This is a genomic window from Lelliottia sp. GFLA7 (genome assembly GCF_056490165.1).
Genome location: NZ_JBWLAQ010000002.1, coordinates 630,899 through 650,125, shown reverse-complemented (window position 1 = coordinate 650,125; position 19,227 = coordinate 630,899). Strand labels below are relative to the sequence as shown.

General features: G+C 54.9%; 18 protein-coding genes. 12 read left to right on the top strand and 6 right to left on the bottom strand.

What is annotated here, in order from left to right; all coding sequences use genetic code 11:
- Nucleotides 1-68: 68 nt before the first annotated feature.
- From bglG to AC07RN_RS08660, 3 genes are all read left to right on the top strand, one after another.
- Nucleotides 69-902 (top strand): transcriptional antiterminator BglG, encoded by an 834-nt coding sequence (bglG, locus tag AC07RN_RS08670; protein WP_478336140.1) that lies wholly within the window; start codon nucleotides 69-71, stop codon nucleotides 900-902.
- A 136-nt stretch (nucleotides 903-1,038) separates the two neighbouring features.
- The gene (gene bglF / locus AC07RN_RS08665) at nucleotides 1,039-2,898 is read left to right on the top strand and encodes a PTS beta-glucoside transporter subunit IIABC (protein WP_478336139.1); all 1,860 of its coding nucleotides are present in this window, start codon (nucleotides 1,039-1,041) and stop codon (nucleotides 2,896-2,898) included.
- A gap of 12 nt (nucleotides 2,899-2,910) precedes the next feature.
- Nucleotides 2,911-4,308 (top strand): glycoside hydrolase family 1 protein, encoded by a 1,398-nt coding sequence (locus AC07RN_RS08660; protein ID WP_015959737.1) that lies wholly within the window; start codon nucleotides 2,911-2,913, stop codon nucleotides 4,306-4,308.
- Between the two features lie 45 nt (nucleotides 4,309-4,353).
- Here AC07RN_RS08660 and yohP read toward each other — a convergent pair whose 3' ends face one another.
- Entirely contained in the window at nucleotides 4,354-4,437 is an 84-nt protein-coding gene (yohP, locus tag AC07RN_RS08655) for a small membrane protein YohP (protein WP_150099619.1), read from the bottom strand.
- A gap of 220 nt (nucleotides 4,438-4,657) precedes the next feature.
- On the opposite strand from yohP, the gene mdtQ reads away from it, so the two are divergent.
- Together mdtQ and AC07RN_RS08645 are read left to right on the top strand one after the other, a co-directional pair.
- Nucleotides 4,658-6,076: a multidrug resistance outer membrane protein MdtQ gene (gene mdtQ / locus AC07RN_RS08650; RefSeq protein WP_478336138.1), complete on the top strand. Its 1,419-nt coding sequence runs from the start codon at nucleotides 4,658-4,660 to the stop codon at nucleotides 6,074-6,076.
- Nucleotides 6,077-6,127: 51 nt separating this feature from the next.
- On the top strand, nucleotides 6,128-6,901 hold the full coding sequence (locus AC07RN_RS08645) for an SDR family oxidoreductase (protein WP_478336137.1): 774 nt from the start codon (nucleotides 6,128-6,130) through the stop codon (nucleotides 6,899-6,901).
- A 48-nt stretch (nucleotides 6,902-6,949) separates the two neighbouring features.
- Here AC07RN_RS08645 and AC07RN_RS08640 read toward each other — a convergent pair whose 3' ends face one another.
- Complete coding sequence (locus tag AC07RN_RS08640; RefSeq protein ID WP_235133708.1) at nucleotides 6,950-7,516, bottom strand: DedA family protein; 567 nt, start codon at nucleotides 7,514-7,516, stop codon at nucleotides 6,950-6,952.
- A 174-nt stretch (nucleotides 7,517-7,690) separates the two neighbouring features.
- On the opposite strand from AC07RN_RS08640, the gene AC07RN_RS08635 reads away from it, so the two are divergent.
- Nucleotides 7,691-8,278: a Yip1 family protein gene (locus AC07RN_RS08635; RefSeq protein ID WP_015959733.1), complete on the top strand. Its 588-nt coding sequence runs from the start codon at nucleotides 7,691-7,693 to the stop codon at nucleotides 8,276-8,278.
- A gap of 168 nt (nucleotides 8,279-8,446) precedes the next feature.
- Complete coding sequence (gene pbpG, locus AC07RN_RS08630) at nucleotides 8,447-9,394, top strand: D-alanyl-D-alanine endopeptidase (protein ID WP_015959732.1); 948 nt, start codon at nucleotides 8,447-8,449, stop codon at nucleotides 9,392-9,394.
- Here the strand turns inward: pbpG and AC07RN_RS08625 are convergent, their stop codons facing one another.
- On the bottom strand, nucleotides 9,395-9,949 hold the full coding sequence (locus AC07RN_RS08625; RefSeq protein WP_015959731.1) for a GNAT family N-acetyltransferase: 555 nt from the start codon (nucleotides 9,947-9,949) through the stop codon (nucleotides 9,395-9,397).
- A gap of 94 nt (nucleotides 9,950-10,043) precedes the next feature.
- The gene (gene dld, locus AC07RN_RS08620; protein WP_478336136.1) at nucleotides 10,044-11,810 is read right to left on the bottom strand and encodes a D-lactate dehydrogenase; all 1,767 of its coding nucleotides are present in this window, start codon (nucleotides 11,808-11,810) and stop codon (nucleotides 10,044-10,046) included.
- Nucleotides 11,811-11,998: 188 nt separating this feature from the next.
- Here dld and bglX point away from each other — a divergent pair, with 188 nt between their 5' ends.
- The 5 genes from bglX (at nucleotide 11,999) to AC07RN_RS08595 (ending at nucleotide 18,194) form a co-directional block, all read left to right on the top strand.
- Nucleotides 11,999-14,296, top strand: a complete 2,298-nt coding sequence (gene bglX, locus AC07RN_RS08615; RefSeq protein ID WP_478336289.1) for a beta-glucosidase BglX — start codon at nucleotides 11,999-12,001, stop codon at nucleotides 14,294-14,296.
- Nucleotides 14,297-14,442: 146 nt separating this feature from the next.
- A complete protein-coding gene (gene osmF / locus AC07RN_RS08610) occupies nucleotides 14,443-15,360 on the top strand; it encodes a glycine betaine ABC transporter substrate-binding protein OsmF (RefSeq protein ID WP_015959728.1) in 918 nt (305 codons plus the stop codon).
- 12 nt (nucleotides 15,361-15,372) lie between these two features.
- The gene (locus AC07RN_RS08605; protein WP_478336135.1) at nucleotides 15,373-16,530 is read left to right on the top strand and encodes an ABC transporter permease; all 1,158 of its coding nucleotides are present in this window, start codon (nucleotides 15,373-15,375) and stop codon (nucleotides 16,528-16,530) included.
- Nucleotides 16,523-17,473 carry an ABC transporter ATP-binding protein gene (locus AC07RN_RS08600; protein ID WP_478336134.1) on the top strand — a complete coding sequence of 317 codons (951 nt, stop codon included), beginning with the start codon at nucleotides 16,523-16,525 and terminating at the stop codon, nucleotides 17,471-17,473. The genes AC07RN_RS08605 and AC07RN_RS08600 overlap by 8 nt, the downstream gene beginning before the upstream one ends.
- Nucleotides 17,457-18,194, top strand: coding sequence for an ABC transporter permease (locus tag AC07RN_RS08595; RefSeq protein ID WP_478336133.1), 738 nt, complete (start codon nucleotides 17,457-17,459; stop codon nucleotides 18,192-18,194). The genes AC07RN_RS08600 and AC07RN_RS08595 overlap by 17 nt, the downstream gene beginning before the upstream one ends.
- Here AC07RN_RS08595 and AC07RN_RS08590 read toward each other — a convergent pair.
- The gene (locus AC07RN_RS08590) at nucleotides 18,169-18,282 is read right to left on the bottom strand and encodes a protein YohO (protein ID WP_015959724.1); all 114 of its coding nucleotides are present in this window, start codon (nucleotides 18,280-18,282) and stop codon (nucleotides 18,169-18,171) included. The genes AC07RN_RS08595 and AC07RN_RS08590 overlap by 26 nt on opposite strands.
- 79 nt (nucleotides 18,283-18,361) lie before the next feature.
- Nucleotides 18,362-19,093, bottom strand: coding sequence for an HTH-type transcriptional regulator MlrA (gene mlrA, locus AC07RN_RS08585; protein ID WP_478336132.1), 732 nt, complete (start codon nucleotides 19,091-19,093; stop codon nucleotides 18,362-18,364).
- Nucleotides 19,094-19,227: the final 134 nt, after the last annotated feature.

Here is a 19,227-nt window from a genome sequence, read left to right as displayed (position 1 = left end):
CTACGGCAGGCAAAACCTGATTTTCTGGCATTTGTCGGAGGTCAGGTTTTTTTGTTTCTAGGGTTCCAATGAAAATCGCCAAAATTCTTAATAATAATGTGGTGGTTGTTCTGGATGAGCATGGGCGTGAGCAGGTCGTGATGGGCCGTGGGCTGGCCTTCCAGAAACGCGTCGGTGAAGATCTGCATGCAGATAAAATAGAGAAAGTGTTCGCGCTGCAAAGCGATGAACTGGTCGGACGGCTTGGGGAATTACTCAGTCAAATTCCTCTTGAAGTGATGACCACCTGCGATCGCATTATTGGGCTGGCGGCGCAGCGACTCGGAAAATTGCAGGATAGCCTCTACATCACGTTAACGGACCACTGTAACTTTGCCATCGAGCGGCAAAAGAAAGGGGTCGCTATCAAAAACGTATTGTTGTGGGAAATTCGACGTCTGTATCCGAAAGAATTCGCCCTAGGCCAGGAGGCTCGCGCCATTATCGCCAAACGGTTGGGTGTCCAACTCGCCGAAGATGAAGCCGGTTTTATCGCCCTGCATCTGGTGACGGCACAGCTCAATAGCGAAATGCCGGAAGTGATGCACGTGACCCGCGTGATGCAGGAAATCTTGCAGCTGGTGAAATATCAGCTGCAGCTGGAGTACGACGAAGAGTCACTCAGCTATCAACGTTTTGTGACGCATTTGAAGTTCTTTGCCCAACGAATGCTGACCCGTACCGTGGTGCAGGACGACGATGTGTCGCTGCATACAGCGGTGAAGGATAACTACGCTAAAGCGTGGAAGTGCGCTGAGAAAATTGGGCAGCACTTGCAGAATAGCTATCAGCGCGAGCTGACGACCGAAGAAATTATGTTCCTCGCCATTCATATTGAACGGGTGAGAAAAGAAGGGCGTTAAGCCCTAAAAATGGATTGTTACTGCATAACGCAGGCAAAACCTGAGCGCGGCTTCTGAGAGGAAGACGTTCTCGGGTTTTTTTATTTTTATACTCAGTCAACCGGTGCCTGCGGGCATCAGATGTAAGGAAATCGACATGGAATACCAAGCTTTGGCGAAGGATATTCTTGCCCACGTTGGGGGCAAAGAGAATATCGTCAGTCTGGTTCATTGTGCCACCCGACTTCGTTTCAAATTAAAAGAGAATCAAAAGGCCGATGCGCAAGGGCTGAAGCAAAATCCGGGCGTGATTATGGTTGTCGAAAGCGGCGGTCAATTTCAGGTGGTTATCGGTAATCACGTTCACGACGTCTGGCAGGCGGTGCGAGCAGAAGCAGGCCTGACGGACGATACCCCCGTTGCGTCGGATGAACAGGGTGATAAAGGCAATCTGCTGGGCCGTCTGATTGATATCGTTTCCGGTATTTTCACCCCGTTTCTCGGCGTTCTGGCGGCCTCCGGTATTCTGAAAGGGTTGCTGGCGCTGGCGGTGGTCTGCGGTTGGCTCTCGACCGACAGCGGAACGTACAAAATCTGGTTCGCGGCAAGCGATGCGCTGTTCTTCTTCTTCCCGCTGGTGCTGGGCTATACCGCCGGTAAAAAGTTTGGCGGCAATCCGTTTATCACCATGGTTATCGGCGGGGCGCTCACGCATCCGATGATGATTCAGGCATTTGAAGCCAGCCAGCAGGTGGGCGCGGTATCAGAGGCATTCATGGGGATTCCCGTGACCTGGTTTAACTACAGCTCCTCGGTTATTCCCATCATTCTTGCCGCGTGGGTGAGTTGCTGGCTGGAAAAGCAGAGCAGCAGATTGTTACCGCCGTCGATGAAAAACTTCTTCGCGCCGCTCATCTGTTTAGTCGTGACCGTCCCGCTGACGTTCCTGATTATTGGTCCCGTCGCAACCTGGCTGAGCCAGATACTGGCGAACGGCTATCAGTGGATTTATGTTCTGGCACCGTGGCTGGCTGGGGCGGCGATGGGGGCACTGTGGCAGGTCTGCGTGATCTTCGGGCTGCACTGGGGGCTGGTGCCACTGATGATCAATAACCTGGCCGTACTGGGCCACGACTCAATGCTGCCAATGCTGCTGCCTGCGGTGATGGGGCAGGTGGGGGCCGCGCTGGGTATATTCCTGCGTACCAAGGACGCGCGCCAAAAGATGCTAGCGGGTTCCTCCGTCACCGCAGGGATTTTCGGCATCACCGAACCGGCTGTATATGGCGTAAACCTGCCTCTGCGACGCCCGTTTATCTTCGGCTGCGTGGCTGGCGCAGTGGGTGGCGCGATTGTAGGTTTTAGCGATACGCACGTTTACTCCTTTGGCTTTGCCAATATCTTTACCGTGGCGCAGATGATCCCGCCGGGTGGCGTGAATGCCACGCTTTGGGGCGGCATTATCGGCACGCTGGTGGCGATGGTCTTGAGCTGCGTCATGACCCTGGTCGCCGGAATGCCTAAAAGCGCAGCGCAGGATGATCAGGTGATAACCGCAGACGATAACGAAGTTTTGGCCCCAATGAGCGGAACGGTGTTGGCGCTTGATCAGGTGCCCGACACCACCTTTGCCAGCGGCTTGCTGGGACAAGGCGTGGCGATTATTCCTTCCGACAACAAAGTTATTGCCCCGTTTGCAGGCGAAGTGGCGTCGTTGTTCCAGACCAAACATGCCATTGGCCTGCTGAGCGAAAGCGGGATTGAGGTGCTGATCCATGTCGGTATCGACACCGTGAAGCTCGACGGCAAGCCCTTCACCGCGCATGTCACCGTGGGAGACAAGGTTCAGCCCGGCGATCTGCTGCTGGAGTTCGATCGTCAGGCCATTATTGACGCCGGATACGATCTGGCGACCCCCATTATTATCAGTAACAGTGACGATTACCGTGATGTGGTGACCGTGGCGGCAACGTCCGTCAGTGCCGGAACACCGCTATTAAACGTAAGCCATCAATAACAGGAGAACGTGATGAAAACTTTCCCGGAAACATTTTTGTGGGGCGGCGCGGTTGCCGCAAACCAGGTAGAAGGCGCTTATCTGGAGGAGGGTAAAGGCCTGTCGACCTCTGACGTACAGCCGCAGGGTGTATTTGGCAAGGTGGTCGAGCGCGTGGAGGGCGACAGCGGCATTAAAGATGTGGCGATTGATTTCTATCATCGCTACCCGGACGATATCAAACTGTTCGCCGAAATGGGTTTTAGCTGCCTGCGCGTGTCGATCGCCTGGACACGTATCTTCCCGAACGGTGACGAGCAGCAGCCGAACGAAGCTGGGCTGGCATTTTACGACAAGCTGTTTGACGAGCTGGCGGCGCACAACATCACGCCGCTGGTGACGCTGTCGCATTATGAAATGCCGTGGGGACTGGTGAAGCAATACGGCGGCTGGGGCAGTCGTCAGACGATCGGCTTCTTTGAGCGTTACGCGCGTACCGTATTTGCGCGTTACAAAGAGAAAGTGAAGCTGTGGCTCACGTTCAATGAAATCAATATGTCCCTGCATGCGCCGATGACCGGCGTCGGCCTGCCAGAAACCAGTAGCAAAGCGGACGTTTATCAGGCGATTCACCATCAGCTGGTGGCGAGCGCGCTGGCGGTGAAGGCCTGCCATGAGATTATCCCGGATGCCAAAATCGGCAACATGCTGCTCGGCGGCCTGGTTTACCCTCTGACCTGTAAGCCAGAAGATGTGCTGGAAGCCTTACAGGAAAACCGCGCGTGGCAGTTCTTTGGCGACGTACAGTGCCGCGGAGCGTACCCGGGCTATATGCTGCGATTCTTCCGCGATAATGGGATTACGCTTGAAATCACCGATGCCGATCGCGAAGCGCTGAAAGCCACCGTCGATTTTATCTCCTTCAGCTACTACATGACCGGCTGCGTGACCACCGACGAGGAACTCAACCAGCAGGCGCGCGGCAATATTCTGAGCATGGTGCCAAATCCGCATCTGGCGAGTTCCGAATGGGGCTGGCAAATTGACCCCCTTGGCCTGCGTACGCTGCTGAACGTGCTGTGGGATCGTTATCAGAAGCCGCTGTTTATCGTTGAAAACGGTTTGGGTGCGAAGGATAAGCCGGACGCTGACGGCGTGGTGCAGGACGACTATCGCATTCGCTATCTCAACGACCATCTGGTGCAGGTGCGCGAGGCGATCGACGACGGCGTGGACGTGATGGGCTACACCAGTTGGGGACCGATCGATCTAGTGAGCGCATCGAAAGCTGAGCTATCTAAGCGTTATGGTTTTATCTATGTCGATCGCGATGACAGCGGCAACGGTACGCTGGCGCGCAGCCGTAAGAAAAGTTTCTATTGGTATCAAGAAGTGATTGCAACCAACGGGGCGTCGCTGAAAGCCCAGTAATCACAGGACATGCCCGTCAGGCGTAATACCTGACGGGCAAAATCATCAGAAAATCATCTTAAAGACGCCCGTCACGACCAGTAAACCAATCAAGAAAATAATCAGAACCACCCACAGTAAAATCTTCATTCCCTTCTCCCTCGCCAATTGAGCTTAAGTGAATAAAGTGTAGCAGCCTGAACGGAAGGCTGATTTATAACTGCCATAAATAATGAATTTTCATCTATTTAGAGGGTGTATATTTTTCTGGTTATGTGAATGTATGACAAAGTGCGGATTGCCACGGGTTACTAAAAAAAAGGTCAGCATCAAGCGTAATTTGCGCCTTTCTTTTTATGTGAATGACGTCATGAAACGTTCAATTGTTTTCTCTTTAAGCTTACCTCTCTCTTGCATCCTCGCCGCCTGTGCGCCGCACCACGACACGTCTGCATCGCTGGCTCAGCAAATGCCGGCGACGACAATCAACACTCAGCTGGCGCAGAGCCAGTGGCCACAAAACACGTGGTGGAAGGCGTATAACGATCCACAACTGGATTCGCTGATTGCCCAGGCTCAGGCCGATGCACCGGATATGCAAATTGCCCGTCAACGCATTGCGCTGGCGGAGGCGCAGGCAAAACTGGCCGCATCGGCGGATGGTCCTCAGCTTGATTTCTCCGCAAATGCCGAACGCCAAAAAATGTCGGCAGAAGGATTAATGGGGCCCTTTGCCACTACCGACCCGGCTGCGGGAACGACGGGCCCGTGGTATACCAACGGTACGTTTGGCTTAACCGCCGGATGGGATTTGGATCTGTGGGGGAAAAATCGCGATCGGGTTGAGGCTCGCATCGGGAAAGTGAACGCGCAGAAAGCCGAGATGGAGCAAACCCGGCAATTGCTCGCGAGCAGCGTTGCCCGTCTTTACTGGGAGTGGCAGACGCAGAACGCAATGGGCCACGTATTGGCGGCGATTAAACAAGAACAGGGCAATATCATTGGTGCCGATCGTGAGCTTTATGAGAAAGGAATCACGTCGTCCGTGGAAGGGGTAGAAACAGACATCAATTCCAGTAAAACGGATGAACATCTGGCGGAAGTGAACGGCAGAATGAAAACCATTGAAGCCCGCCTGCAGGCGCTCACACACGCATCATCAATAGCGTTAAAACCGCACGCATTGCCGACGGTGGAGGCTTCTCTGCCCGCGACGCTGGGATATGAACTGCTGGCACGCCGTCCCGATCTTCAGGAGGCGCACTGGTATATCGAATCGTCGCTGAGTGAAGTCGATGCCGCAAAAGCGGCCTATTATCCGGATGTAAATCTGATGGCTTTCCTGCAACAGGACGCGCTGCACTTAAGCGATCTGTTCCGCTCATCGGCACAGCAAATGGGCGTTACGGCAGGATTGACGCTGCCGATTTTCGACAGCGGAAGGCTCAACGCCAATCTGGATATCGCTCAGGCGCAAAGCAACCTGAGCGTGGCAAATTACAATAAAGCCGTGATCGACGCGGTTAACCAGGTAGAGCATGCCGCCAGTGAAGTCGAAACATTGATGCATAAAAACCAGCAACAGCAGCACGTCGAAGCCGACGCCGCACGCGTGGTCGCGCTCGCGCAGGCCCGATTTAACGCCGGGATCATTGCCGGTTCACGCGTCAGCGAAGCGAAGATCCCGGCGCTGCAGGAGCAAATAGCCGGGCTGGCGCTGAAGGGACAATATGTTGATGCGACGCTGCAACTGACGGCGGCGCTGGGCGGCGGTTATCACCAGAGTTAATCAGTGAGCATTATCTATACTTAACTCTTTGTGATTTCTCCGGAGGTGAGTATGGCTGCAACAAATCGAGTCGCCATTGTAACCGCATCAGATTCAGGGATCGGCAAAACCACGGCGTTGATGTTAGCTGAGCGTGGTTTTGATATTGGTGTGACCTGGCATTCCGATGAAAAAGGGGCGATGAAAACCTGCCGCGAAATTGAGGCTCGGGGTCAGCGCGCCGAAGCCATCCACCTGGATCTAAGCGAACTTCCACAGGGTGCAAAGGCGATCAAATCTCTCATCGCCCGGTTTGGTCGCCTGGATGTGCTGGTCAACAACGCCGGGGCAATGACTAAAGCGCCGTTTCTGGATATGGCATTTGACGACTGGCGGGCGATATTCACCGTCGACGTGGATGGGGCGTTTTTGTGCTCGCAAATAGCGGCCAGGCAGATGGTGAAACAGGGGCAGGGCGGGCGGATCGTCAACATTACGTCCGTGCACGAACACACGCCGCTCCCTGACGCCAGCGCCTACACGGCGGCTAAACACGCGCTGGGGGGCTTAACGAAATCAATGGCAATGGAACTGGTGCAGCACAAAATTCTGGTAAACGCCGTCGCGCCTGGGGCGATAGCGACGCCGATGAACGACATGGATGACAGCGAAGTTCAGGAAGGGTCAATGCCAGAAATCCCGCTTGGACGCCCGGGGCACACCAAAGAGATCGCCAGCCTGGTGGCCTGGCTCTGCGACACCGACGCCAGTTACACCACCGGACAATCATTTGTTGTCGATGGCGGATTTATGATCGCAAACCCGCAGTTTAAACCGGCAGAATGATATCTTCCCCTCTCTTACCGGGAGAGGGGAATACCTCACTGCACTGATTTACTCACGCTCTTTATCCCGGTATTTCAGCCACAGCCGAACCGCAATCACCGCCACCGCGAACACAATCACCCAAATCCAGTGTTTCAAATGCTGATCGAGATCGTGCAGCCAGGGGCCGATCACTTCACCACCGACGTAACCCAGCGAGGTAAAAATCAACGCCCAGGCGATAGCACCAATGATATTCAGCGGCAGGAAGATTTTCGGTGGCAGTCGGCTGGCCCCAATCAGCATCGGGCCGATAATGCGAAAGCCGTACATAAACCGCGTTCCGATAACGAACAGATAAGGGTGGCGCTGAATCAGGCGTTGCGCGCGGTTAATCTTCTTTTGATGTTTCTTAAAACGTTTCAAAAGCGCAGGACCAAAGCGTAATCCCAGCAGATAAAGCAACTGATCGCCAATCATGCCGCCTAGCGCAACAGCGGCAACCACCAGCGGGAAGCGCAGTAATCCCTGATGGGCAGCCACACCGCCAAGCAGGGTAATGGTTTCACCTTCTGCCACGCTGCCAATCACCAGGGCAACATATCCGTACTGTTCAATCAGATTATTGATATCCATAAGATAAGCGTAGTCTCCCTCAGTGAATCCGTTTTAATCATACACCCTGCCAATCAATGGTGTCGCAACCAACACCGTTCCATATCCGTGGCATTTTTTGAACTGTACAGAAAATAATCGAAACCCTGCATTATACTGACAGTATCGCTTGCGGGCTGACAATGAGGGGGCTGTATGAACCATGTCTGGGGACTTTTTTCCCATCCCAATCGTGAAATGCACGTTATCAGAAGTGAGAACGAAACGGTCGCGCATCATTACACGCACCATGTCCTGCTCATGGCGGCAGTCCCGGTGATATGCGCGTTTATTGGAACCACGCAAATCGGCTGGAATTTTGGCGATGGCAACATCGTAAAACTGTCCTGGGTGACTGGCCTGGCACTTGCGGTGATCTTCTACGGCATCATGCTGGCGGGCGTGGCGATCATGGGGCGCGTCATTTACTGGATGGCGCGTAACTATCCGCAGCGCCCATCATTAACGCTGTGTATGGTTTTTGCGGGGTACGTGGCAACACCGCTGTTTATGAGTGGCATTGTGGCGCTCTATCCGCTGGTCTGGCTGTGCGCGCTTATCGGCACTCTTGCGCTGTTTTACACCGGTTATCTGCTGTTTGTTGGCATCCCGACCTTCCTGAATATTAATAAAGAGGAAGGGTTAAGTTTCTCGGGATCGACGCTGGCTATCGGCGTACTGGTGCTCGAGGCGCTGCTGGCGCTGACGGTGATCCTGTGGGGTTACGGCTATCGCCTGTTCTAACCTGAATGCATTGCTGGCGTAAATGCCAGCAATGCAGCATCTGTTCACGATTCTTCGCTGGCGACATGCGCCCGGCACCGCTATCATGCCTTTGCCAGCCTGTGTCCGCGCGTTTTCACAGGAGGCGTACGTCATAACGTGCATGAATAATTATCAGAAGTTTCCCCCATGCTGAAATTCCGAGTTTCATTACTTAGCCTTGCGCTGATCCTGGCGGTGCCCGTTGCCGTACCTGCGATCGCGAAAACACCTGCACTGACGACTGCCGCTCAACCGGAAATTGCTTCTGGTAGCGCGATGATTGTTGATCTGAACACCAACAAAGTGATTTATTCCAGTCACCCGGATCTGGTGCGTCCGATTGCATCGATTACCAAATTAATGACCGCGATGGTGGTGCTGGATGCACGGCTGCCGCTGGATGAGAAACTCAAGGTTGATATCAGCCACACGCCGGAAATGAAGGGGATTTACTCTCGCGTGCGTTTGAACAGCGAAATCAGCCGTAAAAATATGCTGCTGCTGGCATTGATGTCCTCGGAAAACCGTGCGGCAGCAAGCCTGGCACATCATTATCCTGGCGGTTACGACGCGTTTATCCGTGCGATGAACGCGAAAGCGAAATCACTGGGAATGAAAAATACGCGTTTTGTGGAGCCGACGGGTTTGTCGATTCACAACGTGTCGACCGCACGCGATCTGACCCAAATGCTGATCGCCAGCAAACAGTATCCGCTGATCGGACAGCTCAGCACCACGCGTGAAGAGATGGCCACGTTTGCGAATCCGGCTTACACGCTGCCGTTCCGCAATACTAACCATCTGGTTTATCGGGAAAACTGGAACATCCAGTTAACCAAAACGGGCTTTACCAATGCGGCGGGTCACTGTCTGGTGATGCGGACCGTGTTTAACGGTAAACCGGTGGCGCTGGTGGTGATGGATGCCTTTGGTAAATACACCCACTTTGCAGATGCGAGCCGTCTGCGGACGTGGATTGAAACCGGCAAAGCCCAGCCAGTACCGGCGGCAGCGCTGAGCTATAAAAAGCAAAAAGCCGCGCAAATGGCCTCGGCTTCCTCTTCGGCGGGTGAACAAACCGCGCAGAACGATTAATTATTCCGGCAGCGTCCAGTCACCGTCGTTGAGTGGACGCTGCATGATCAGCGTATCCCGCCAGTTCCCTTTCTTGTAGCCCACGCTTCTGAGCTGTCCGGCCACTTCAAAACCATGCTTTTTGTGCAGGCGAATAGAGCCTGAATTGTTGTGTCCGTCACCCACCACCGCGATGATTTGTCGCCAGTGACCTTGTTCGCAGCGGGCAATCAACGCATCCATCAGCGCGCTGCCAAAACCCCGGCCGGTAGCGCTGGCATCAACATAAATCGACTCTTCAAGCGTATAGCGATAGGCAGGGCGAGCGCGATACAGCGAGGCATAGCAATAACCCACCACCACACCACGATAAAGCGCCACCAGCCAGGGCAACCCCTCGGCGGCGATGTCGCGCATGCGCTGGCGCATTTCATCAATGGCGGGAGGGACTTCTTCAAACGAGGCGCGACCGTTCAACACATGCCAGGCATAGATTGCGGCAATCGCGTGGACGTCGTCAGGCTGGGCGTCGCGCACCTCAACTTCACTCGCAGATAAGATCTCAACGGCCGACATGGCGGGCTTTCTCCTGGAAGAAAAAAGCCGGAGAAACGTTTCTCCGGCGCGATGTCGATACTCTAGTACGATTGATGCGTGCTTAACAATATTTTCAGTGAGGCTTTACGGCTTGTTCAGAGGCTTGCGAATCTGCATCTTCTGAATCGACCGCTTCACGCCAGTATTTATGCTTTGTCGTTTTACCGATGCCGGGGTTCATGCTGTTTGTCGGATCATTCTCGCGATAAAAACGCTTAAGCGTATCGGGCGCTTCATACAAATGGCCGACATTATGTTCAGCAGGGTACTGCGCCCCGCGCGCGCGCAGCAGTTCTAGCATTTCGTCTTTCAGGGCATGCGCATCGACACCCTTTTTGACGATGTAATCCTGATGGAAAACATGGCACATAAAGTGGCCGTAATAGAGTTTATGTACCAGCTTACGGTCGATCTCAGGCGGCAAATGTTCAAACCATTCGGTATCGTTACGTCGCAGGGCAATGTCCAGCGCCAGAATGTCTTCGACCTCTTCGGAATGGACGGCCTGATAGCGAATCGCCGCGCCTGCCGCCGCAAAGCGGTGTAAAAACGCCTTGCTGCCTTCCTCCGGCGTACAGGCGAAGAAATCGCCTTCGGCAGTTTTGAAGAATGCGCTTAGCCAGGTTTGTGCTTCGGCAATGCCGTCGCCCGCCATCTTCAACAGCAGATGGTGTTCGTATTTATCCCGCCAGCTTTTCATGCGCGGCGGCAAGTGTGCCGGGAAGGCGTGGCCCAACTTCTGCATAAAACGATCGGTAAAATGCGGTTTAAACAGCGAGACTTTACCCAGCATCGCGTCGGCGCGGCCTTTCATGGTGAAAAAGAACGGCATTTTATCGGTGCCGAGCTTGTCGATCATCAGGAAGGTGTCTTTGCCGTAGCGCTCAGCGATATCGTAAATATCACGGTGCATATATTCGCCCGCCACCGGCAGATTCGCAAATTCGCCCAGAATATGGCGACGGATTTCCGTCAACACGTCTGGCTGGTTGGTGCCAATATAAAAGACCTGCTGTTTCTTCTCAGCGGGGAAGGTGTCCAGACGCACGGCGAAGACCGCCAGCTTGCCCGCACACCCGGAGGATTCAAACAGACGATCCGGATCGGCGTTGTAACGCGCCGGGGTATCGGCTTCGATATCCCGCACGCGGGTAATGTAATCATGATCGTGGGCGTGACGACCGTCGTGCTGAACGTCAGCGTCTGTCACGCGCTCGTCGTCGAGCTTGCTGAGGATCTGCTCAGGCGTGACGCCGAGATTGATGCCCAGATGGTTCACCAGCGTCAGCTTGCCGTTTTCGTCGATACGCGCATACAGCGACATTTCGGTGTAAGCCGGGCCGCGCTGCACCAGCGAACCGCCGGAGTTATTGCAGATCCCACCGACTACCGATGCGCCAATGCAGGATGAACCAATCACGGAATGCGGCTCGCGACCGAGTGGTTTCAGCGCTTTTTCCAGTGAATAAAGGGTCGTGCCAGGATACGCCAGCACCTGCTCACCTTTATCCAGCACATGCACTTTATCGAGTCGCAAAGTGCTGATAATGACGATATCACGGTCATAATCATTGCCGTTTGGCGTGGAGCCTTCCGTCAGACCGGTATTCGCCGCCTGCATCAGAATGATTTTGTCGGCTTCGACGCAGGCCGCCAACACGCGCCACAGATCCAGCAGCGTACCCGGGAAGACCACAGCCAGCGCCTCGCCCTGACCGGAACGAAAACCTTTGCGATAACGAGCCGTTTTTTCCGGGTCAGTCAGCAGGTGAGAGTGGCCGACCAGCCGCGACAATTCGTTAATGAATGCGTTGTGATGTTGAGTCCGAACAGAAGTCATTTTCCACTCCTTGTGGTGGGGCAAATTTCTCGCTGTAAAGCATAGCGCGATTAACTATTAAGCGAACAAGTATTCATGAGAAAAATCAGAGAATAACCCTGCAACGTTTTAAGGGTTTGTGGCACACTGCGCTTTTCGCACGGTCTGGCCGAGTTTTCCGGCGGTTGATGATGAGAGAGTACAACAACATGAAATGGCTTTGTTCTGTAGCTGTCGCAGTAGGTCTGGCGCTGCAACCCGCGCTCGCTGAAGATCTGTTTGGCAATCACCCGTTAACCCCGGAAGCACGCGATAAATTCGTCAACGAATTGCTCACGAAAATGACGGTCGATGAGAAAATCGGCCAGCTGCGTTTGATCAGCGTCGGACCGGATAACCCGAAAGAAGCGATCCGCGACATGATTCAGGAGAGTCAGGTCGGGGCGATTTTTAACACCGTGACCCGTGAAGACATCCGCAAAATGCAGGATCAGGTAATGCAGCTAAGCCGCCTGAAAATTCCTCTATTCTTCGCCTACGATGTGGTCCACGGCCAGCGTACCGTTTTCCCCATCAGCCTCGGTTTAGCGTCCTCTTTCAATCTGGATGCGGTCAGAACCGTTGGGCGTATTTCTGCCTATGAAGCGGCGGATGACGGTCTGAACATGACCTGGGCGCCAATGGTCGACGTCTCCCGCGATCCGCGTTGGGGTCGCGCATCAGAAGGTTTTGGCGAAGATACTTACCTCACCGCGACCCTGGGTAAAACCATGGTAGAAGCGATGCAGGGTAAAAGCCCGGCGGATCGCTATTCGGTAATGACCAGCGTTAAACACTTTGCGGCGTATGGCGCAGTCGAAGGCGGTAAAGAGTACAACACCGTGGATATGAGTCCGCAGCGTCTCTTCAACGACTACATGCCGCCGTACAAAGCCGGGCTGGATGCCGGTAGCGGCGCGGTAATGGTGGCGCTGAACTCTCTGAATGGCACACCGGCGACCTCAGATTCCTGGCTGCTCAAAGATGTTCTGCGCGATCAGTGGGGCTTTAAAGGCATCACCGTTTCCGATCACGGCGCGATTAAAGAGTTGATTAAGCATGGCGCGGCTTCCGATCCAGAAGACGCGGTACGCGTGGCGCTCAAAGCCGGTATCAACATGAGCATGAGCGACGAGTATTACAGCAAATATCTGCCCGATCTGGTGAAAACCGGCAAGGTCACGATGGTTGAGCTGGATGACGCCACGCGTCATGTGCTGAATGTGAAATACGACATGGGCTTGTTTAACGATCCGTACAGCCATCTGGGACCGAAAGATTCCGATCCGGCGGATACCAACGCGGAAAGTCGTTTGCACCGCAAAGACGCACGTGAAGTGGCGCGCGAAAGTCTGGTGCTGCTGAAAAACCGTCTCGAGACGCTGCCGCTGAAAAAATCCGGCACCATTGCGGTCGTTGGTCCTCTGGCTGACAGCAAACGCGACGTGATGGGGAGCTGGTCCGCCGCCGGTGTGGCCGATCAATCCGTTACCGTGTTGACGGGGATTAAAAATGCGCTGGGCGAAGACGGCAAAGTGGTTTATGCCAAAGGCGCGAACGTCACCAACGATAAAGACATTGTGACGTTCCTGAACCAGTATGAAGAGGCGGTGAAAGTTGATCCGCGTTCTGCACAGGCGATGATCGACGAAGCCGTCAACGCGGCGAAACAGTCTGACGTGGTGGTTGCAGTCGTCGGTGAAGCGCAAGGCATGGCGCACGAGGCGTCCAGCCGTACGGATATCACTATTCCACAAAGTCAGCGCGACCTGATTACTGCGCTGAAAGCCACCGGCAAACCGCTGGTGCTGGTGCTGATGAACGGTCGTCCGCTGGCGCTGGTCAAAGAAGATCAGCAGGCTGACGCGCTGCTGGAAACCTGGTTTGCGGGTACCGAAGGCGGTAACGCGATTGCTGATGTGCTGTTTGGCGATTACAACCCGTCGGGCAAACTGCCGATGTCCTTCCCGCGCTCGGTCGGACAGATTCCGGTGTACTACAGCCATCTCAATACTGGCCGTCCTTACAATGCGGATAAGCCAAACAAATACACATCGCGCTACTTCGACGAAGCGAATGGCCCGCTGTATCCGTTCGGCTATGGTCTGAGCTACACCACCTTTAACGTTTCTGACGTGAAAATGTCTGCACCGTCTCTGAAGCGTGACGGAAAAGTGACGGCCAGTGTAGAAGTGACCAACACCGGTAAGCGCGAAGGCGCGACGGTCATCCAGATGTACGTTCAGGATGTAACCGCGTCGATGAGCCGTCCAGTGAAACAGCTGCGCGGCTTCGAAAAAGTGGACCTGAAACCGGGCGAGACGAAAACCGTCAGCTTCCCGATTGATGTGGACGCGCTGAAGTTCTGGAATCAGCAGATGAAGTATGACGCTGAGGCTGGCAAGTTTAACGTCTTCATCGGAGTGGACTCTGCTCGCGTGAATAAAGGCGAGTTCGAACTGCTGTAATTTCTCCTGCCCATGAATCCCCCGCCAGTCGGGGGATTGTTCTTACCTTATGCTAAAAACGCATTTTGTCGGTTAAATCCCCCGTTTTAAACTACGCTTTTCTCTCAAGCCTCTGATAAAGGCGATAAAAAAATGAGGACAGCGGAATGACAATCTCAAAGCGAGTTTTAGGCTCTGCGGCGTTACTGGCGGCACTGAGTCTGCCCTTACAGGCGGCTGAGCCGGTGAAGGTCGGATCGAAAATCGATACCGAAGGAGCCTTGCTCGGCAATATTATTCTTCAGGTCCTGGAAAGCCACGGCGTCAAAACGGTCAATAAAGTGCAGCTTGGCACAACGCCCGTCGTGCGCGGTGCGATCACCTCTGGTGAGCTGGATATCTATCCGGAATACACGGGCAACGGCGCATTTTTCTTCAAAGATGAAAACGATGCGGCGTGGAAAAATGCCAGCGCAGGCTACGAGAAAGTGAAAAAACTCGATGCCGAGCAGAATAAGCTCATCTGGCTGACACCAGCCCCGGCCAACAACACCTGGACCATTGCCGTGCGCAAAGATCTGGCTGAGAAAGGCAAACTCACGTCCCTCGACGATTTAAGCCGTTATCTGAAAGACAAAGGCGATTTTAAACTCGCCGCATCGGCAGAGTTTATCGAACGTCCGGATGCGTTACCGGCCTTTGAAAAAGCGTACGATTTCAAACTCGACCAGAAACAGCTTCTGTCCCTGGCGGGCGGTGACACCGCTGTGACGATTAAAGCCGCAGCGCAGCAAACTTCGGGCGTGAATGCCGCGATGGCGTACGGCACAGACGGTCCGGTTGCCGCGCTGGGGCTGCAAACGCTCACCGATCCAAAAGGTGTCCAGCCGATTTATGCACCTGCGCCGGTTGTGCGTGAAGCGGTGCTGAAAGCCTATCCGCAGATCGGTGACTGGCTGAAGCCGGTGTTTGAAACGCTTGATGAAAAAACGCTGCAACAGCTCAACGCGAGCATTGCCGTGGAAGGGCTGGATGCTAAAAAAGTGGCGGCAGATTACCTGAAGCAAAAAGGTCTCGTGAAGTAACAGGGAAAAGTGGTGCCGATAAAATGTCATAACCGCGTATTGCTGCTGCTGGCGTGCTTGGCGCTGGCAGCGTGCGCGTTGCCGTTCGTGAATTTTGCGCCTAATCGTCTGGTCTCTGGCGAAGGGCGTGCGGTCTGGCAGATATGGGCGTTTTCGCCCATTTTGTTGGGGCTGTCTCTTGTGCTGATGGCGTTGCTGTCGTTCTGGCGGGGGCGTCCGTCGCTCATTCTGACGTTGTTACTCTGCGAATCTCTTTTCGCGTTACTGGTGTGGAGTGCCGGTCTGGCCGCCACGCATCTGAGCACGGTTGAAAGCCCGCTCGCACGAACGTCAATCGGTAGCGGATTGTGGCTGTGGATAGCCTTGTGCCTGCTGGGCTGTAGCGATGCGATTCGCCGACTCACTCAACAGCCGCTCTGGCGCTGGCTACTGAATGCGCAGATCTGGATCTTGCCCGTGCTTATCGTGTTCAGCGGCGAGCTGAATTCGCTTTCGTTACTGAAAGAGTATGCCAATCGCCAGGATGTGTTTGATGACGCGCTGGTCCAGCATCTCACCATTCTCTTTGGCACGTTGATTCCGGCGCTGTTGATCGGCGTACCCATTGGCATGTGGTGTTACCGTCATCCCACGCGTCAGGGTCCGATTTTCGCGGTGCTGAACGTGATTCAGACCATCCCTTCTGTGGCTCTTTTTGGTTTGCTGATTGCTCCGCTCGCCGGGCTGGTGAAATCCTTTCCTGCACTCTCTTCGTTAGGTATCGCTGGAACCGGACTGACGCCTGCGCTGATAGCGCTGGTGCTGTATGCGCTGCTGCCATTGGCGCGCGGGGTTCTGGCAGGATTAAGCCAGGTTTCGCCGGATGTGCTGGAAAGCGCCAGTGCAATGGGCATGAGCCAGAGTCAGCGTTTCTGGAAGGTGCAGCTCCCGATTGCCTTGCCGCTCCTGCTGCGCAGCCTGCGCGTGGTGACGGTACAAACCGTCGGCATGGCGGTGATTGCCGCGCTGATTGGTGCCGGCGGTTTCGGGGCGCTGGTTTTCCAGGGGTTACTCAGCAGTGCGCTGGATTTGGTTTTGCTTGGCGTCATTCCAACGATCGCGTTGGCGGTGGTCATTGACGCCGTCTTTGCCTTGTGGCTCGCCCTGCTGAAAGGGAGAAATCATGATTGAATTTCATAATGTGAATAAGCATTTTGCCGGGCAGCCCGCGGTGCGCAACCTGAACTTACGCTTTGAAGAAGGGGCATTTTCGGTGCTGATTGGTACTTCCGGCTCCGGGAAATCCACGACGCTCAAGATGATCAACCGGCTGGTGGAGCATGACAGCGGGATGATTCGTTTTGCCGGGGAGGAGATCCGCAGCCTGCCGGTGCTTGAGCTGCGTCGCCGCATGGGATATGCCATTCAGTCGATTGGCCTGTTCCCGCACTGGACGGTGGCGCAGAACATTGCCACCGTGCCGCAACTGCAAAAATGGTCGCGGCAAAAGGTCGCCGAACGGGTGGATGAGCTGATGGCGCTGCTGGGCCTTGAGCCGCAGTTACGCGAGCGTTTTCCGCATCAGCTTTCCGGGGGGCAGCAACAGCGCGTGGGCGTGGCGCGGGCGCTGGCGGCAAATCCTCAGGTGTTGCTGATGGATGAGCCGTTTGGCGCGCTGGACCCGGTCACGCGCGGCGCGTTGCAAACCGAGATGACGCGTATTCACCGCATTCTGGGCCGTACCATTATCCTGGTCACGCATGATATCGACGAAGCGCTGCGCCTTGCTGACCGACTGGTGTTAATGGACAACGGTGAAGTGGTGCAGCAGGGAACGCCGCTGGAGCTGCTAACCCGTCCGGCGACCGATTTTGTCCGTGAATTCTTTGGCCGCAGTGAGCTGGGCGTTCGGCTGCTTTCTCTGCGTACGGTTGGGGAATATCTGCGTCCCCAGAATCACAGCGTGACGGGCGATGCACTTCAGATTCAGATGAACCTGCGTGATGCGCTTTCAGCGTTTGTCGCCCGGCAATGTGAAGTGTTACCGGTGGTGGATGAACACGGCGCACCATGCGGTACGCTGCATTTTCGCGATCTGCTGGCGGGGGAGGTGGCGCATGAAGTGGATAAGTGATCCGCTGCTGTGGCTGGTCGTAGTATTTGTCGCGCTGCTGGGATGGATGCCGCATAGCGGTGCGCTTTTTGGCGCGCTATTTCCTGAATTGCCCCGACCGGTCTATCTGCAGGAGAGCTTTATCAGCCTGACGCTGGCGCACTTCTGGCTGGTGGGCGTGTCGAGCATGATAGCGATTGTGCTGGGCGTTGGTGCCGGTATCGCGGTGACGCGCCCCGCAGGCAAAGAATTTCGTCCGCTGGTCGAAACCATTGCTGCCATTGGTCAGACGTTTCCGCCGGTGGCGGTGCTGGCAATTGCTGTTCCGGTGATCGGGTTTGGTCAGGAACCGGCGATTATTGCGCTGATTTTGTATGGTGTGTTGCCGATTTTACAGGCGACGTTGGCGGGGCTGACGGCCGTTCCCGCGGCGGTGGTGAGCGTCGCAGAAGGCATGGGCATGAGCGCCGGACAGCGGCTGAGAAAGGTTGAACTGCCGCTTGCTGCCCCAGTGATTCTGGCGGGGATCCGAACATCAGTCATTATTAATATCGGCACGGCGACCATTGCATCAACCGTAGGGGCGAATACGTTAGGCACGCCGATTATCATCGGTCTGAGCGGATTTAATACCGCTTATATTCTGCAAGGTGCGGTGCTCGTTGCGCTGGCGGCGATTGTGGTCGATCGCGGTTTTGAGCGACTGGCGCGGTATATCAGCCGACACCGCCACGCACGATAAATGAGTAACCGGCCAGCATGACGCCGCCGATGCCGCTGATTGCCATTAAGGCGAAGAGAGTAATGGCGGCCACTTTGGTTGCCTTCATGATGTGCTCCTTTTGTTAACCGTCCAATTATACGGTGAAGCACGTCTGTTAATGAACCATTAAATGCCGTGAAGGTGAATTACGGGCCGAGAGTAATAACCGGATAACCATGCTCTCGCCATTCGCTCAGCAGCTGCTGCTGAGCGGCCGTCGGAATATCACCGCACCAGACAAGCAGCGTTTGCCCTTCGAACAGCTCTGGACGAAGCTGCGGCAAGGAGTGCGCCAGCACGTCGACGCGCCAGCCTTGCTGAGTCGCAATCCACGCCTCAAGCCACAGGCGAGTGGTGTCGTGAACATTCCAGCCAACGACCAGCGCATCTTTGCCACTTTTCTTGCGTGCCGATGAGAGGCACACAGAGATGTAATTGATAAGCACGCCATCCAGCATGCTCAGCAACGTCTGCAATGTCGGTTGCTGGGACTGAAGACGACGGCGAAGCGGGATAAAGAGGTGTGCGATCAGCGTCTGGGCGGGATAATCGCGCCCCTGTTCCTTGATCCAGGTGCGCAACCGCTGAAGATTGCCGGCCTGCAGGAACCGAAGCAACGTCTCCTGATGCTCGCGCCACTCATTTTGACAACCGGGGTCGTGCTCGGTTAACAGCGCCTTGACCTTGCTGACCTGTACGCCATTATCGATCCAGCTTTTGATTTCGCGGATACGGTCAATATCCGCGTCGTTAAACAGGCGGTGTCCACCGTCGGTTCGCTGCGGTTTCAATAATCCGTACCGTCGCTGCCAGGCTCGCAGTGTCACAGGATTGATATCACAGAGCAGTGCCACTTCACCTATTGTGTACAGCGCCATGTTCGCCCCCTGGCTTGCGCGTCCCCAGAATAACTGTAGACGCTGATTCTCGAACCAGGAAGAATCGACCGTTTTTTGTACAAATAATGCGAAGGATGGACTATCTCCGGGTAAACGATGTGATACCGGGCACG

Bases quoted from the DNA above. Each gene is read 5' to 3' on its own strand.
- yohP (WP_150099619.1), bottom strand. From the start codon at position 4,437: ATGAAGATTTTACTGTGGGTGGTTCTGATTATTTTCTTGATTGGTTTA.
- AC07RN_RS08595 (WP_478336133.1), top strand. From the start codon at position 17,457: ATGAAGTGGATAAGTGATCCGCTGCTGTGGCTGGTCGTAGTATTTGTC.
- bglX (WP_478336289.1), top strand. From the start codon at position 11,999: ATGAAATGGCTTTGTTCTGTAGCTGTCGCAGTAGGTCTGGCGCTGCAA.
- AC07RN_RS08635 (WP_015959733.1), top strand. From the start codon at position 7,691: ATGAACCATGTCTGGGGACTTTTTTCCCATCCCAATCGTGAAATGCAC.
- dld (WP_478336136.1), bottom strand. From the start codon at position 11,810: ATGACTTCTGTTCGGACTCAACATCACAACGCATTCATTAACGAATTG.
- pbpG (WP_015959732.1), top strand. From the start codon at position 8,447: ATGCTGAAATTCCGAGTTTCATTACTTAGCCTTGCGCTGATCCTGGCG.
- mdtQ (WP_478336138.1), top strand. From the start codon at position 4,658: ATGAAACGTTCAATTGTTTTCTCTTTAAGCTTACCTCTCTCTTGCATC.
- mlrA (WP_478336132.1), bottom strand. From the start codon at position 19,093: ATGGCGCTGTACACAATAGGTGAAGTGGCACTGCTCTGTGATATCAAT.
- AC07RN_RS08645 (WP_478336137.1), top strand. From the start codon at position 6,128: ATGGCTGCAACAAATCGAGTCGCCATTGTAACCGCATCAGATTCAGGG.
- bglG (WP_478336140.1), top strand. From the start codon at position 69: ATGAAAATCGCCAAAATTCTTAATAATAATGTGGTGGTTGTTCTGGAT.
- AC07RN_RS08640 (WP_235133708.1), bottom strand. From the start codon at position 7,516: ATGGATATCAATAATCTGATTGAACAGTACGGATATGTTGCCCTGGTG.
- AC07RN_RS08590 (WP_015959724.1), bottom strand. From the start codon at position 18,282: ATGAAGGCAACCAAAGTGGCCGCCATTACTCTCTTCGCCTTAATGGCA.
- AC07RN_RS08600 (WP_478336134.1), top strand. From the start codon at position 16,523: ATGATTGAATTTCATAATGTGAATAAGCATTTTGCCGGGCAGCCCGCG.
- bglF (WP_478336139.1), top strand. From the start codon at position 1,039: ATGGAATACCAAGCTTTGGCGAAGGATATTCTTGCCCACGTTGGGGGC.
- AC07RN_RS08625 (WP_015959731.1), bottom strand. From the start codon at position 9,949: ATGTCGGCCGTTGAGATCTTATCTGCGAGTGAAGTTGAGGTGCGCGAC.
- osmF (WP_015959728.1), top strand. From the start codon at position 14,443: ATGACAATCTCAAAGCGAGTTTTAGGCTCTGCGGCGTTACTGGCGGCA.
- AC07RN_RS08660 (WP_015959737.1), top strand. From the start codon at position 2,911: ATGAAAACTTTCCCGGAAACATTTTTGTGGGGCGGCGCGGTTGCCGCA.